13 protein-coding genes are annotated in these 15,505 nt (G+C 43.7%); 7 read left to right on the forward strand and 6 right to left on the reverse strand.

Annotation, left to right across the window (positions count from 1 at the left end):
* Positions 1 to 63: 63 nt before the first annotated feature.
* Positions 64 to 1,140: a LysR family transcriptional regulator gene (locus tag GTW09_RS13335; RefSeq protein WP_163112276.1), complete on the reverse strand. Its 1,077-nt coding sequence runs from the start codon at positions 1,138 to 1,140 to the stop codon at positions 64 to 66.
* 170 nt (positions 1,141 to 1,310) lie between these two features.
* On the opposite strand from GTW09_RS13335, the gene GTW09_RS13340 reads away from it, so the two are divergent.
* Positions 1,311 to 2,567, forward strand: coding sequence for an efflux RND transporter periplasmic adaptor subunit (locus tag GTW09_RS13340; protein ID WP_163112277.1), 1,257 nt, complete (start codon positions 1,311 to 1,313; stop codon positions 2,565 to 2,567).
* Positions 2,567 to 5,704, forward strand: a complete 3,138-nt coding sequence (locus GTW09_RS13345) for an efflux RND transporter permease subunit (RefSeq protein ID WP_163112278.1) — start codon at positions 2,567 to 2,569, stop codon at positions 5,702 to 5,704. The genes GTW09_RS13340 and GTW09_RS13345 overlap by 1 nt, the downstream gene beginning before the upstream one ends.
* Positions 5,705 to 5,808: 104 nt before the next feature.
* Here the strand turns inward: GTW09_RS13345 and GTW09_RS13350 are convergent, their stop codons facing one another.
* A complete protein-coding gene (locus tag GTW09_RS13350; protein WP_163112279.1) occupies positions 5,809 to 6,393 on the reverse strand; it encodes a hypothetical protein in 585 nt (194 codons plus the stop codon).
* A gap of 188 nt (positions 6,394 to 6,581) precedes the next feature.
* On the opposite strand from GTW09_RS13350, the gene GTW09_RS13355 reads away from it, so the two are divergent.
* The 5 genes from GTW09_RS13355 to GTW09_RS13375 all read left to right on the forward strand — a co-directional run bounded on the left by GTW09_RS13355 (position 6,582) and on the right by GTW09_RS13375 (position 10,747).
* Positions 6,582 to 7,292, forward strand: a complete 711-nt coding sequence (locus GTW09_RS13355; RefSeq protein WP_163112280.1) for an SIMPL domain-containing protein — start codon at positions 6,582 to 6,584, stop codon at positions 7,290 to 7,292.
* Positions 7,293 to 7,685: 393 nt separating this feature from the next.
* Positions 7,686 to 7,982 (forward strand): DUF1289 domain-containing protein, encoded by a 297-nt coding sequence (locus GTW09_RS13360; RefSeq protein WP_163112281.1) that lies wholly within the window; start codon positions 7,686 to 7,688, stop codon positions 7,980 to 7,982.
* Positions 7,983 to 8,030: 48 nt separating this feature from the next.
* Complete coding sequence (locus tag GTW09_RS13365) at positions 8,031 to 8,855, forward strand: HDOD domain-containing protein (protein WP_071980347.1); 825 nt, start codon at positions 8,031 to 8,033, stop codon at positions 8,853 to 8,855.
* A gap of 108 nt (positions 8,856 to 8,963) precedes the next feature.
* The gene (locus GTW09_RS13370; RefSeq protein WP_163112282.1) at positions 8,964 to 9,779 is read left to right on the forward strand and encodes a DUF481 domain-containing protein; all 816 of its coding nucleotides are present in this window, start codon (positions 8,964 to 8,966) and stop codon (positions 9,777 to 9,779) included.
* A 224-nt stretch (positions 9,780 to 10,003) separates the two neighbouring features.
* Complete coding sequence (locus GTW09_RS13375) at positions 10,004 to 10,747, forward strand: DUF481 domain-containing protein (RefSeq protein ID WP_163112283.1); 744 nt, start codon at positions 10,004 to 10,006, stop codon at positions 10,745 to 10,747.
* 92 nt (positions 10,748 to 10,839) lie between these two features.
* Here the strand turns inward: GTW09_RS13375 and serA are convergent, their stop codons facing one another.
* The 4 genes from serA to GTW09_RS13395 form a co-directional block, all read right to left on the reverse strand.
* On the reverse strand, positions 10,840 to 12,069 hold the full coding sequence (serA, locus tag GTW09_RS13380; RefSeq protein ID WP_071980345.1) for a phosphoglycerate dehydrogenase: 1,230 nt from the start codon (positions 12,067 to 12,069) through the stop codon (positions 10,840 to 10,842).
* A 252-nt stretch (positions 12,070 to 12,321) separates the two neighbouring features.
* Positions 12,322 to 12,978 (reverse strand): ribose-5-phosphate isomerase RpiA, encoded by a 657-nt coding sequence (gene rpiA, locus GTW09_RS13385; protein ID WP_071980344.1) that lies wholly within the window; start codon positions 12,976 to 12,978, stop codon positions 12,322 to 12,324.
* Positions 12,979 to 13,138: 160 nt separating this feature from the next.
* Positions 13,139 to 13,798 (reverse strand): 5-formyltetrahydrofolate cyclo-ligase, encoded by a 660-nt coding sequence (locus GTW09_RS13390; protein ID WP_203565761.1) that lies wholly within the window; start codon positions 13,796 to 13,798, stop codon positions 13,139 to 13,141.
* A gap of 6 nt (positions 13,799 to 13,804) precedes the next feature.
* Positions 13,805 to 15,424 (reverse strand): ATP-binding protein, encoded by a 1,620-nt coding sequence (locus GTW09_RS13395; protein WP_163112284.1) that lies wholly within the window; start codon positions 15,422 to 15,424, stop codon positions 13,805 to 13,807.
* Positions 15,425 to 15,505 lie beyond the last annotated feature (81 nt).

Consider the following 15,505-nt stretch of genomic DNA (forward strand, 5'->3'; position numbering starts at 1 on the left):
CGAAAAGGGCATGGCACGAATAGCAAAGCCGTTAATTACTAAAAAAGGTAATTGCTAAAAGAGCTAAGCAATTATTTTGTTTTCATAGTCTGAATCGGCTGCTAACACGTCGTTATTTGCCTTTTGCAAATGCGCTGGTGTAAATTCATTGCTGTCCATATTACGCTGTTTCATTAAGCGTTTTACTGTATCTGCGCAATATGCTTTTCTACAGCATTGTGATAGCAGCATATCGTGGCGCTGCACGCGTTCTCGTATAAACTTCACAACCAGCCCCCTTAACCACTGCAGACCCGCGTCTTGATCTTGGCGTTTATGCCACATCACTGAAAGCGGAGAGCTCACTATATCCACAGGGGTTTCGAATACCGCTAACTCACCAGAAAATATTTCTTTTTCTAAAACTAACGAAGGTGCTACGCAAATAAGATTGCTTTCTTTTAGAAGTGGCGTTGCGTTATAGAACTGGTTTACCGACATGGCAACTCGTCTTTTAAGTCCTAAATTTGCCAGCACTTGGTCTGTTGGGCCAGTTACATCGCCGGTTACCGACACCAGTAAATGATCGGCTGCGACAAAATCATCAAGGGTTAGCTGTGAGCTGGCAAGGGGGTGATCCGGGCGCATAACTACTACCCAACTCGGATCTAGCACATGTTCCGCTCGTATCACCGAATCGGGCTCTTGATGCTTTGAAAACGTTAACTCAGCTTCTGCGTCTTTTAATATTTTGTCTGTTTCCATGTCGTAATTTGGAATAGCGTGAATATTAATTCCCGGCGCTTCGTTCTCAATAACTTTGCGCAATGGTCCCCACACCATAGACACAATGCTGTCAGTTGCAGCAATACGAAAGGTACGTTTAGCAGTGGCGGGGTCGAAATCAGTTGGGTTAACTGCCACTTCAAGTTCACCTAGCGGCCCCTGAATTTGACTCCATAAGTTTTTGGCATAAGAAGTGGGCTGTATACCTCTTCCGTCTTTAACAAACAGTTCGTCGTTCCATGCGGTACGCATTCTCGATAATGCGTTTGATACTGCAGGCTGCGTCATTGATAGTCTGTCAGCCGCACGAGTGATTGCTCCCTCAGTCATGATGGCATCAAAAATCATTAACAAGTTTAAATCATGCGGTCGCATAGCCGTCTCCGAGAAGCGTGTTCATAGTTTTTAACACTGTGTTTACGTACTGCTAAACACATCATATTGCATGATGTGTTGCATATAAAAAGATAATTATTTTTATTGATTAGACTTTAGCATAATGCGCGCCATTGATCCTATAGCAAATTTCAGAAGAGTATCTTGCAATGAAAAGTTTACCTCGTTTAATGGCAATCGTAGGTCTCACTGCACTCATCGCTGCCTGTGGTGATAAGCAGGAGCCCGATCAGATGATGCAAGCTAATAGTGGCGTTCCCGTTGATGTAGCTACTGTGCTGTCGCAACGTTTAACTGAATGGGACAACTTTACGGGCCGTTTAGAGTCTCCTCAAATTGTCGCCCTTCGCCCTCGAGTTTCAGGCTACATAGACTTTGTAGCATTTGAAGAGGGTGAGTATGTTGAGCAGGGACAAACCTTGTTTCTTATCGATAATCGCATGTTTAAAGCAGAAGTTACTCGTTTAACCGCTCAGCTTGAAGAAGCGAAAAGCCGATTATCATTGGCTAAGCAAAACTACGATCGCGCGTTTAAACTTCGTGAGACACAAGCCGTGTCAGAAGAAGTACTCGATGCTCGTTTAGCGGAAAAGAACCAAGCGCTAGCAAGCTTAAATCAAACGAAAGCTTCGCTTGATGTGGCAAGGTTAAATCGAGGGTTTGCACGTGTAGAGGCTCCAATATCCGGTCGTGTTTCACGGGCAAACATCACGGAAGGAAATTTTGTCACCGCAGGGCAAACCACGCTCACACGTATTGTATCTACTGAGCAACTGTATGCTTATTTCGATATCGATGAGCAAACATATCTCAACTACCTTTCAGACAATACGCAAACTGCCACTGCGGTTAGCGAGCAGCCAGTGGCCATGCGTCTTGCAAACGAAGATGATTACATGCACTGGGGAAAAATTGACTTTATTGACAATCAAGTCAATGCGAATACCGGTACTTTGAGAGTTCGCGCGGTTTTTGACAATGAAGAAGGACGTTTAATTCCGGGTCTCTTTGCGCACCTCAAGCTTGCCGGCGATACCCGTGATGAAGGTATTCTTATTAAAGAAAAGGCCATAGGCACAGATCTTAACAACAAATACGTTCTCACTGTTAATGACGACAATAAAGCCCAGTATCGCCCAGTGACGCTAGGCGACAAAGTGGGTAGCTTGCGTATTATCAAGCAAGGATTGTCTGCAAATGACACCATTATTGTCGATGGCCTTCAGCGCGTTCGACCTGGTGTATCAGTGCAAAAAAATGAAGTGCCCATGGGTGATGAAGAAGCTTTGGCGAACTTACAGAACTGGCAGTCAAAAGTTGACGGCGTGACTAACATGGCGCAGCTAGAAAGCGTACTCTCTGGCGGTTCGTTTACCTCAGGTGCAGCTACAGCAGGCCTTAAGTAATGAATGTGTCGCAATTTTTTATAAGCCGGCCTATTTTTGCTGGCGTTCTTTCAGTACTTATTTTCATTGGCGGTGCCATTGCTGTTTGGCAATTGCCTATCACAGAATACCCTGAAGTGGTTCCGCCAACCGTGGTGGTTACAGCGAATTATCCTGGCGCTAATCCTGAGGTTATTGCCGAAACCGTTGCTACGCCGTTAGAGCAGGAAATCAACGGCGTTGAAAACATGCTCTACATGTCTTCGCAAGCTACCAGCGACGGCCGTATGACGTTGACCGTTACCTTTGCGATTGGCACCGATCCCGATGACGCCACCACATTGGTACAAAACCGGGTTAACCGCGCAACGCCTCGCTTACCTCAGGAAGTGCAGCGTTTGGGTGTGGTTACCGAAAAGTCATCACCCAACTTAACCATGGTGGTGCACTTAACCTCCCCAGACAACCGCTATGACATGCTATATCTATCAAATTACGCAGACCAAAATGTCAAAGACGAGCTGGCGCGTATCGACGGCGTTGGTCAAGTAAGGCTATTTGGTGCTGGTGAATTTAGCATGCGAGTGTGGTTAAACCCTAGCAAACTTGCTGCATTGCAGTTAAACCCCGGCGACGTGGTAGCTGCCATTGCAGATCAAAATCAACAGGCTGCGGCGGGTAGTTTAGGAGCGCAACCTACAGGTTCAAGCGAGTTTCAGCTTTTAATAAACGTACGTGGGCGCTTAAAAAATGAATCTGAATTTGAAAATATTATTGTCAAAACGGGCGATGATGGTGAAATTACTCGCCTGAAAGATATTGCTCGAATTGAGCTTGGTGCTGACAACTACGCCTTGCGCTCGTTATTAAATAATAAACCGGCAGCTGCTATTCCTATTTTTCAAGCGCCCGGCTCTAATGCGATTCAAATATCTGATGATGTAAGAAACCGCATGGCCGAGTTGTCGAAGCTATTTCCACAGGGGTTAGAGTACGACATTGTTTACGACCCAACGGTTTTTGTAAGAGGTTCTATTGAAGCTGTAGTGGATACGCTTTTTGAAGCCGTGCTGTTGGTTGTAGTGGTAGTGGTGCTGTTTTTGCAAACATGGCGCGCTTCTATTATTCCTTTGGTGGCGGTTCCTATTTCGCTAGTCGGTACCTTTGCATTTATGCAGCTTATGGGTTTCTCGTTGAATGCGCTGTCTCTGTTTGGTTTAGTACTCGCAATAGGTATTGTTGTCGACGATGCCATTGTTGTTGTCGAAAACGTAGAGCGTAATATCGCAGAGGGCAAAACTCCTTTCGATGCCACTGTACAAGCCATGAAAGAGGTAACCGGGCCCATCATCGCTACTACACTGGTATTGGCGGCGGTTTTTGTGCCAACTGCCTTTATGAGCGGCTTAACCGGTCAGTTCTATAAGCAGTTTGCGTTAACAATAACTATTTCAACTGTAATTTCGGCTATTAATTCACTTACGCTAAGCCCTGCTTTATCTGCGCTTTTACTTAGACCTCATGGTAAAGCAAATGATTGGCTTACCCGTGGCATGGACAAAGTGTTTGGCAGATGGGTATTTGCGCCATTTAACCGTCTGTTCGAGCGCAGTGCCAAAGGGTATACCAATGCCGTAGGTGGTTTGATTCGTAAAAGCGGTATCGTTCTGGTGCTTTATGCTGGGCTAATTGCGCTTACCTACAATCAGTTTTCAACAACGCCAACAGGTTACGTGCCTCCTCAGGATAAACAGTACTTGGTTGCGTTTGCACAGTTGCCAAACGCTGCAAGCCTAGACAGAACTGAAGAAGTGGTTCGTGAAATGTCGCGCATTGCCATGGAACACCCTGGTGTATCCGATGCTGTTGCGTTCCCTGGCCTTAATATAAACGGATTTACCAACAGCCCTAGCTCAGGCATTTTATTTACGCCGCTTAAACCCTTCGACGAGCGTCAGTCTCCCGAGCTATCGGCAGGTGCTATTGCCGCCAAACTGAATCAGCAGTTTGCGTCAATAAAAGGGGCTTATGTCGCTATTTTTCCACCACCTCCGGTGATGGGTTTGGGCACAATTGGTGGCTTTAGGCTGCAAGTAGAAGACAGAGGAAATCTAGGTTTTGAAACGCTTGAGCGAGTAACGCAAGAAGTAATAGGAAAAGCATGGCAGCACCCAGCGCTTACCGATGCCTTTACTAGCTTTACCGTTGCAGTGCCTCAGCTAGATGTTGATGTAGATCGTGAAAAAGCGGTTAGCCAGGGCGTAAATATTGATACCTTATTTACCTCCATGCAGGCGTATTTAGGCTCTTTGTATGTCAACGATATCAACCTGTTTGGTCGAACTTATCAAGTTAACGTGCAAGCCGACGCCCAGTATCGTCAAGACATAGAGGACATAACTCAGTTTAAAATACGCAATGCCCAGGGAGAGATGATTCCTCTAGGCTCGTTTTTAGATATTGAGCACAGTGCAGGGCCAGATCGCGTTATGCATTACAACGGGTATATCACGGCGGAAATTAATGGCGCTCCCGCACCTGGATATTCATCAGATCAAGCTAAAGCGGCTATTGAAGAAATATTGGTAGAAACACTGCCTAGGGGGATGACCTACGAATGGACAGAGCTGACCTATCAGCAAATACTTGCTGGAAACGCATCGGCATATATATTCCCACTGGTTGTGCTGTTGGTGTTCTTAGTATTGGCGGCTCAATATGAAAGCTTACGTTTACCGTTAGCCATTATCCTTATCGTGCCAATGACTCTGCTCAGTGCCTTAATCGGCGTGCAGATTTATGGTGGAGACAACAACATCTTTACCCAAATTGGTTTGATTGTGCTGGTGGGGTTAGCAACGAAAAACGCCATTCTTATTGTGGAGTTTGCTAAAGAGTTGCAAGACAGCGGCATGGATGCGCTCGCGGCCATAAAAGAAGCAAGTCGATTGCGTCTTCGCCCCATTCTGATGACATCAATCGCTTTCATCATGGGAGTGTTGCCTATGGTGTTGTCCACAGGGGCGGGTGCCGAAATGCGTCAGGCCATGGGCGTGGCGGTATTTTCCGGCATGATAGGCGTCACCTTTTTTGGGCTTATTCTTACTCCCATATTTTATTATCTATTGAAACGTAATGAAAAGGCCAGCACTCACTAGTATTTCTGGCTATCGTTTCTATCTATTCAGACTCTCCCGTCTACCCAAGCGTTGCTCTCTCAAGGAGCACTTTTAGGCCACTCAATTGAGTGGCCTTTTTTTAGCTAACGGTTTTTCGCATCTTCAAATTTTGTCTTCGCCTCTACGTATTGAGTATAGCGCTTGGCAAGTTCAGGGTGTGAGTTGATAAGCTCAGCCATTTTAGTGGCCATTTCTTTTTTCTTTTTTGCGTAAGTTAAACGCAAGGCTGCTTTGTCTGGTGTTGCGTTTAAAATCGAGCTGGCGGAAAGCCTGCCACTTCTTAAAGCGGCATCTTCTAGCTCTTTAGCATTCTCAATTCCAACATAACGGGGTATGCAGGCGCGGTATTTTACCTTTGACTGAAGGTGCCTTAAACGCATTTCACAATCCATGCGAAATTGATTTTCATCCACAAGTTCGTTGTAAAGGTCAAAAAAATTATCTTCATGGCGATAGAAAGCTTTTCGCAGAAGGTTGGGGGGCTGCTTTCCTATTACATCAATTTTCTCTATTTCTTTAGCAGCCGTTATTTCTTTTTCTGCTTGCCGGCCCTCTTTTTGATAAGCCCCTGTCTGAAAAATAGAATCTGCCTGCACATGACAGGTCACCAATAAAAGCATCAAAGCAGTGGATTGGCCTTTTACAATAAACGTCTTATTCTTACTCATCATTTCGTCCTTTTTATGAATTCATTACAATCATAGACGAGTGAAGGTAGAAATCAAAAAAAGGGGGGCACGCCCGAGTATTTACTATAATCTAAATTGTGCAAATGACTGAGCACTAGTGATTAATGCGCAATAACAGTAATCTAACTCATACATACTGAATACAAAAAATCGGGGAGATCAATCACATGAAAGTAGGTGCGGCCATTGTTATTGCACTGGGTATGATCCTGGCTGTCGTGTTTCTCGGCACAATCATATCTTCTTCGTTAAGTGATATGCAAACATGGAATCGCGTGGTAACGGTGAAAGGATTATCAGAAAGAGAATATGTTGCAGACCAGGTGATTTGGCCTATTCAGTTTGTCGACGCCGGAAATGATTTACCTGAGCTGTATAAGCGTATCGAAGAAAATAGCAAGAAGGTGAAATCCTTTTTAGAACAAGTCGGTATTGCTACAGACAGCATCACCATAGGTAAACCACAAATAACTGACAAGTTGGCGCAACAATACGGCGGTGGACAGCAAGCACCGTTAAGGTACAGCAGCATACAAACCATCACCGTATTTTCGACACAAGTTGAGACGGTGCGAGGCGCAATGCAGAAGGTAGGCAATTTGATAAAGCAGGGCATCGTACTTTCTGAAAACCGCTACGACGTGCAGCCCGACTATGTATTTACTCGTTTAAACGACGTAAAACCCGCTATGATTGAAGAGGCAACGCTCAACGCACGGGAAGTGGCTGAGAAATTCGCCAAAGATTCTAATAGTACGTTAGGTAAAATCAAACGGGCAAATCAGGGTAGGTTTAGCATAAGTAGTCGCGACAGTTACCATCCGCACATAAAAAAGGTGCGCGTGGTATCCACCATAGACTATACGTTAATCGACTAACGTGTTGACTGTTTAAGCACTGAGAAAAGCTAGCTCGCCGTATTCTTATCGTGTTCTTGTCGTGCCCTTATTGTGTTCTTGTCAAATTAGGGCAACCTACAAAGTAGGGCTTATAACTGATAGGAGAATTGATGCTAATGTCTAGTAGCGATTCAAAGCAAGTTGGGGTTTAATTACGCTGTGCTTACTTAGATGTAAAGTTAGCTGAATCATTAGCTGAAATAAAAGTAATAGGCCGTGCGTACCTGATTGTAAATAAAGCAAAATAGGGCTAAATATTGCCCTTGCAGTTTTCAATCAACAGCCAAAGTTCACTATAATGAACACCACTATGCTAAATTTCACTATGACTAATTTTACTACAGGCCGAATAGCGATATATTTTGAGCAGTGATGTCAGAGCAAAAAGCACAATCTGAACAGTTAGAGTTCTTTGAGATCCCCAGCCCATGCATAGGTGTGTGTGAATCTGGGCCTCGTGGTTTTTGTAAAGGATGCTTACGCAGTAGAGACGAGCGTCTTTACTGGCTTCAAGTTAATGATACGACCAAACGTCAAATATTGGCAGCCTGTGCACGTCGCAAGCGCGCGATAATTGCTAGAGCACGAAAACAACAACAGGCAGAGAAAACACTCGATGCAAATAGCCAAATTGGTTTATTTGAAAGCGAAACCAGCAATGAAAAATAGTCCCTGTCTACAAAATGTCTATCACTACTATCAATTGAGAATGTGTTAATGTCGATACAGAAGTACGTAAAATTTGCCACTAAATCCTTTGCACTTCCAAATGTGTGCGTTAGGTTACGTGAATTACTCGACAACCCACGATCGACAGCTGAGGATATTGGCAACCTAATAAGTATAGATACTTCTTTAACGGCGAAGGTATTGCGCTTAGCGAATAGCTCGCTGTTTCGATTTCCCTCGCAAATAGAATCTGTGCCTAAGGCAATTAATGTTATAGGCGGAGAAGCTCTCTATAACCTTGTAGTATCGGAAACGGCAAGCACAGCATTTACTTGCTTTGACTCAGAATTAATCGATTTGAAAAAGCATTGGCATGGCTCTGTTTACTCGGGCATGTTAGCTAAGCACATCGCCCTAAGTGCAGGCGTTAAAGTGGCTGAGCGTTTCTTTGTTATGGGTATTTTACAAAACTTGAGCGAACTGGTGGTGGCAAAGCGCTCACCAGAGTTGTATCAAGAGTATATGAATAGCGATAAATCACAATTGCCTTTCGAGCATCAAAAACAGCTTTTCGGTTTTACGTTTGCTCATTGTAGCGGTATCATACTTGAAAATTGGAACCTTCCTATTGGCTTGTTCTATCCCATTACCAACGTTAACGATGTATCAAGACAAGCATCAGACCGTGAAGTGGGTTTACTGGCACTGGCTAATCGCATTGCGGTTAGTCAACTTGAGCAAGAAAACTACGCAAATATTGAACTTTTTACGCCAGAAATAGCCAATACGGTAACGGTTGATATGGAAATGGTGGGTAACGCCACTGACTACGCTGAACGAGAAACAGTGAAGGTTGCCGCGCTAATCAAATGAGCCTCTGCGTTTTACGCGGTATTTTAAGGCTCGGTTAAAGAATGGATGCTAGCAAGCGCCAAGATAGGGCGTGAATAATAAATATAAAAGCCCAACGTAAACCGAATTATGCCTACAAATTTCAACAAGCTCGGCAACGTGCTATGTGCTCTATTTTTGAGTATCTTTTCAAGCGCAGCCACCTTCGCACAAGCTAACGATCTCATCCAAACTCTCTATCACGCTGAGCCTGTAGCTGATGCAGACGATGACATTCCTCATTTTAATCTTGATGGTGAATTAGGGATCTTAGTCAACACCGGCAATACCTCTGCCGCGAGTGTTAAAGCGGCTATTAACGCAGATCATGAAACGCAAGAGTGGAGCAGTGTGTATTTTGCTGAACTGCTTTATAAAGAGAGTGCGCCTATTGGCGCCAAACGAGACATAAGTGCCCAGCGTTTTTTCAGCAGCGCGCAGTTTGACTACAAGCTAGTGGCTAATGGCCGTCGTGTTTTTATGTACGGGGATTACGAAGACGATAGATTTACGGGCTACGAGCACCGAGCGTCTATTGCAGCAGGTTATTCAGAACGTCTTTGGCGCAACGAAGACAGTGAATTTCGCTATAGTATTGGTCCAGGGTACACGTTTATCGATGCAGCTGACGATAACAATACTATGATAAATGATGGGGTCATTGTGAGAGCGTCAGCAGAGTATAAGTACCGCTGGAGTTCAGGCGCAAAGCTCCGTCAATTTGTGAGTACTGAAGCCGGTGAGGAAAACACCAAATCTCGCAGCGAAACCTCACTTTCGGCCAATGTTTTTGGCTCTCTTGCTATGAAATTATCATTTATTCTCAACCACGAAACTGACACGGCAGAAAATATTGCACCGCTCAGTACCGAAACTTCCGTGGCCTTGGTTTATCAATTTTTTTAAACCTAAGACGTAAAGACCAACACACATCAGTCTTTTGCCTTAGTCTTTTGTCGATATTTTGACCTTCACCCGTTGACTGTCAATATTTTAACGGTAAACTGCGCGGCATTATATAACCCGCGCTGGTTTAAATCCTTCGCAAATCCTCTTTATCTAGATGGGCTGCTTCTTCAAGCCGTGACCGCAGCACAATAAATGGAAAAAACATCAAATAGGAATATTCAATGAATAAGCAAGTTCTGGTATCGATAATTGCACTCTCTTTTGCTCCAAGCGCTTTTGCGCAAGATAAGCCTAAGCCTTTCACTATGGAAGGAGAGTTAGGATTTATTTCAACTACCGGTAACACTGAAACCACCTCAATTAACGCTGGCATTACGGCTCACCAAGAGCTTGAAATGTGGAGTAATGATTATCTTATTGAAGGCCTTTATAAAGAAGAAACCGTAGAAGGTGAAGACGGCGAAGACGTTGAGTTTACTTCTGCGCAGAAGTTTTTCGCTTCAGCTCAGGGTAACTATAAGTTAGACAACCCTGATAATCGTTTATTCGGCTTTGCTTCCTACGAAGATGACCGCTTGAGCAACTTTAACTACCAGGCCACATTAGCACTAGGTTGGAACCAAAAAGTACTGCAAAACGAAAAGCATACGTTAGAGTATTCAATTGGTCCTGGTTACTCGTTTGTAGAAACACAAGCAGGTGAAGAGCAAGACAGTGTGATTGTTCGTGCTTCAACGGCATACACGTGGTTAATTTCAGATACATCTAAGTTTACCCAAACGCTAAGTACGGAAGTAGGTTCTGAGAACACCAAATCTCGTGCCGAATCTGCGCTTACTGCAGTTATTACGGGGAACCTTTCAATGCGTTTGTCTTTCAAGATGGATCATAACTCAGACGTAGCAGCAAACCGAGATAACCTAGATACAGAAACTGCGGTAAGCTTGGTGTACAATTTTTTCTAAACACTTTCAGTTTCTAAAGACGTAAAAAAACGCTGCCAAGACGATAATCATCAAGGCAGCGTTTTTGTTTAAAGTGCTTGTAAACTTTTGTTTTAGTGCAAAATACGAGTTTTAATAGTCCCGTCAATTTGCTGTAGTTCGGCCAGTGCTTCGTAGCCCCTGTCTTCTTTCACATCAACCACTACATACCCAATATCCGCATTGGTTTGAAGGTATTGTGCTTCAATGTTAATGCCTTTTTCAGCGAACGCCCGGTTAATTTGAGTAAGTACACCTGGCTGATTTTTATGAATATGAAGCAAGCGAGAACGTTCTGTATGCTCGGGCAGCGACACCTCTGGGAAATTAACCGCAGATAGCGTAGAGCCGTTATCGCTGTATTTTGCTAACTTTCCAGCCACTTCAATACCAATGTTTTCTTGAGCTTCTTGCGTACTTCCTCCAACGTGTGGGGTAAGAATAACGTTATCAAACTCTCGCAAAGGAGACTGAAACTCTTCGGTATTAGATTTTGGCTCAACGGGGAATACGTCGATAGCAGCCCCATTTAGATGACCGCTTTTAAGCGCGCCGGCAAGGGCATCAATGTCTACTACCGTGCCTCGTGAGGCGTTGATAAGAATACTGCCTGGCTTCATTTGAGAGAGTTCCTTTTCGCCTATCATATTCTGAGTTTGCGGAGTCTCTGGTACATGAAGGGTAACGACGTCAGCGGTGTTCAAAAGCTTTTCTAGCGACTTCACTTGCGCCGAGTTACCCAATACAAGCTTATCTTCAATATCAAAAAATTGAACGCGCATACCCAAATGCTCAGCAAGTATACTTAGCTGTGTACCAATATGGCCATAACCAATGATACCTAAGGTTTTGCCTCTCGCTTCGTAAGAGCCTGCTGCTGTTTTTTCCCATTCACCGCGGTGTGCTTTTGCATTCTTGCTAGGCACTTGACGAAGTAACAGAATAATTTGGCCAAGTACTAGCTCTGCTACTGAGCGAGTATTTGAAAAAGGAGCGTTAAAAACGGGAATTCCGCGGCGTTGAGTAGCGCTCAAATCGACTTGATTGGTTCCAATACAAAAACAGCCTATAGCCACGAGCTTTTTGGCGGCATCTACCACTTTCTCAGTAATTTGAGTACGAGAACGAAGTCCAACGAAGTGAGCATCTTTTATTTTTTCAATCAGTTCATCTTCAGGAAGCGATGTCTTCAGATACTCAATGTTTGTATAACCGTTGCTTTTTAACGTTTCTAGCGCGCTCTGGTGAACACCCTCTAACAATAAAATCCGGATTTTGTCCTTCTCAAGTGAAACTTTACTCATGAACTCGCTATCTCTCGCTGTTGTGTTTCGGTTCGAAAATACAATAAAGACCCATAGATCAGTAAAATGACTGGTTAAAACGTATTAGCGGCCTGTTGAGTCGCTATATGTTTGTTTAAGTCGATTACCGCTGTAACTTGCTGCTGCTTTTACTTTCGAAAAGCCGCTTGAAGCGGCTATTACTATATTTAAAAGCCATCTAGACGTCTAAATGGAAGTTAACAGAAAATGCGTTCAGTTAAAAGTAGTATTTTACTTAAAGGTTTTAACGCCATCTTCTGTTGCTGACAACACGATATCCGCACCACGCAGAGCAAAAATACCGTTAGTTACAACACCAGGAATATTATTGATTTTTTGCTCTAATTCTCTTGGGTTTAGAATTTCTAGGTTGTGAACATCTAAAATAACGTTGCCGTTGTCGGTAACAACACCTTGACGGTACTCAGGATCTCCACCAAGTTTTACTAGCTCTCTTGCTACAAACGAGCGAGCCATAGGAATCACTTCAACTGGCAGAGGAAAGTTTCCTAAAACAGGAACGCGCTTACTGTCGTCCACAATACATACGAAGGTTTTCGCTACGCCTGCGACAATTTTCTCGCGAGTAAGAGCTGCACCGCCGCCTTTAATCATGTGCTTGTGTTCAGTAACTTCATCCGCACCGTCTATGTAAACGGATAAATTACTTACATCGTTGAGTTCAAAAACTTCAATACCCAATGCCTCAAGCTTGGCGGTAGAGGCCTCTGAGCTTGATACAGCTCCCTCTATATCGTTTTTGATTTTACCTAGTTCTTCAATAAAGAAGTTAACGGTTGAGCCAGTTCCAACACCAACAATACTGTCTCGCTCAACATACTCAATGGCGGCTTTTGCTACTGCCTGTTTTTTTGCGTTTTGATCCATAATTAGTCTCCTTTTCGGTTGAGTAAAGTGTAACCGATATATCGTTTATTACCCACTAATACAGTCTCTAAAAAGACAAGCGTCGGTTTATGAGCAAAGATAAGAAGCAGAGGCATGTAAATTTGAGCTTCTCATGCTATGAGAAAACCTAAAACACGCCCTAGGCTATAAGAGAAGAAAAAGTCAGTATTCTGGTAGGTGTAACTATAGCGTCAACCGGGATATCCCAAGAGGCGAAGGGCAGGGTGTCTACCTCTTGCTCATCGTGCGCAATGCCAATAAGCAGTGGTTTTTGATCGCTGGAGCGGGTAAAGGCTAGCGTTCGATCATAATAGCCCCCTCCCATACCTAGTCGGTTGCCTTTGTTATCAAAACCCACTAAAGGCATTAATATAATATCTAACGCGTGGGTTGGAATAACGTTTTGGCAAGCTAATTCGGGCTCGTCTATCTGGTACTTATTTTTTACCAAGGGTGTACTTTTAGCATACTGCAGAAATAGCAGGTGGCCTTTACAAACGGGGTGTAAAACAGGTATTGAAAACGTGGGAGATGGTTTTGATTCCCACTTCTGTTGTATAAACTTACTTAAGTCTAGTTCGCCATCGTTTACCAAGTATGCGGCGATAGATGATGCATTTGATATACAAGCTAATGAATTAAGTTGTTTTTTCACTAGAAAGGCAGATTCAGCGTGCTGCTCAAAAGAGATAGAGTTTCTTACAGTGCGTAATTGATGGCGCAAATTTTTACGTAAATCATTGCGCAAATTGATTGGGTTCTCTAGTTGCTGATGACTCGATGTAACGGGGCTAGGCATAGCTTATTAGTCGCCTAGATAATGGTTTAATATTTTTACCAACGCCGCCGCATTAATTGGTTTAGTCAGCACATCGTCTAAACCTCTTTCTTTAAGCTCTTTTGCCCCGGTAATGACATCAGCTGTTAATGCGATAATGGGAAGGTTGGGGTGGTCTTTCTTAATTAATGCAGAGGCTTGGTCGCCTTGGATACCGGGTAAGTTTAAGTCCATTAAAATTAGATCTACGTTATTGGACGAGGTAAATTCTATGCCTTCTTCTGCAGTAGCAACAACGCTAAAGCCAAGCCCTAACTTTTCGAATAAAGCCACAATAACCGCTTGGTTAATTTGATGGTCTTCTACAATAAGAACGTTTACGGGTTTACTTACCGTAAGCTGGGCCGCTGCGCTTTGGGGAGAGGCTTTAATTGATGACGTTGACTCTGTTTGAGAACATGGAATAGATATGCTAACTCGAGTGCCTTCGTGCAATTTACTGGTTAGTTTTAATGTACCACTCATCAGCTCGACAAGTTGTTTGGAAATGCTAAGCCCTAACCCCGAACCGGGAATGGTCTGCGCATTGTCCATGCGTTCAAAGCGAGTGAAAAGACGCTCTTGATCTTCGTCGCTTATTCCAATGCCTTCATCGGTCACGATAAAAATTAACGCCCCTTTTTTGTACTTTACCGAGCAAGTCACAGCGTTATTTTTTTGAGTAAACTTAATCGCATTCGACAAGATATTAAGCGCAATTTGCCCGAACTTTGTGTCATCTAGTTGAATTGAAACTGGCACAGTAGAGTCTATTGTAGCGCTAAAGGTGATATCACTTTGCTCTGCGCGCACCCGCGAAACCGAAAACAAATGAGTGAAAAAGTCTTTGGTATTCACAGCCCTTGGCAAAACGCGCATTTTACCTGCTTCTATCTGTTTGATATCTAGCACAGAGTTTACTATTTCAAGTAAACGCTCTCCGCTTTTGCTTATGTGTGAAAGCGATGAAGTGAACTGAGTAGGTAATTCGAGTTTGCGAGCCTCACTTTCAAGCAAATTACTAAAAGTGTTAATTGCGTTTAAGGGCGTGCGAATTTCATGGCTGATATAAGAAAGAAAGTCCGATTTAAACTGACTTGTACGCTCTAACTCTCTGTTTTTACGCTTTAGTTCTAAGTGCGCTACCACAGACTGCCCTAAAGTTTTCAGTGCGGTTCTTTGCTCATCGGTCAGCTTGTTCGGTTTTTTATCGATGGCGCATAATGTACCAATAGCGTAGCCTGCAGGCGTGGTGAGCGGGGTTCCGGCATAAAACCGAATATCTGGAGAGCCTGTTACTAACGGGTTATCGCGAAAGCGCTCGTCTTTCGTGGCATCAGGAACCTCAAAAATTTCTTTTTGTAAAATTGCGTGAGAACAAAACGCTATATCGCGTGATGTTTCTGTCGCATCCAGTCCAACCCGGGATTTAAACCATTGACGGTCTGGGTCTACCAAACTGATTAAAGCGATTGGTGTTCCGCAGATTTGGGATGCCAGAGTGGTTAAATCATCAAACAGCTGTTCTGCTTCTGAATCTAATACATCGTAGCTGAGCAGTTCAGCTAACCGTTCTTTTTCGTTTTCTGGAATAGGGGCACGTTTCATAGAACTTATGTATTAACCTCAGAATGACACACTAATAGGGGAGCGTAGTGCTCCCCAATACTATCTTACTTTAAAGCGTTG

The sequence above is a fragment of the Alteromonas hispanica genome (assembly GCF_010500915.1).
Lineage (GTDB): Bacteria > Pseudomonadota > Gammaproteobacteria > Enterobacterales > Alteromonadaceae > Alteromonas > Alteromonas hispanica.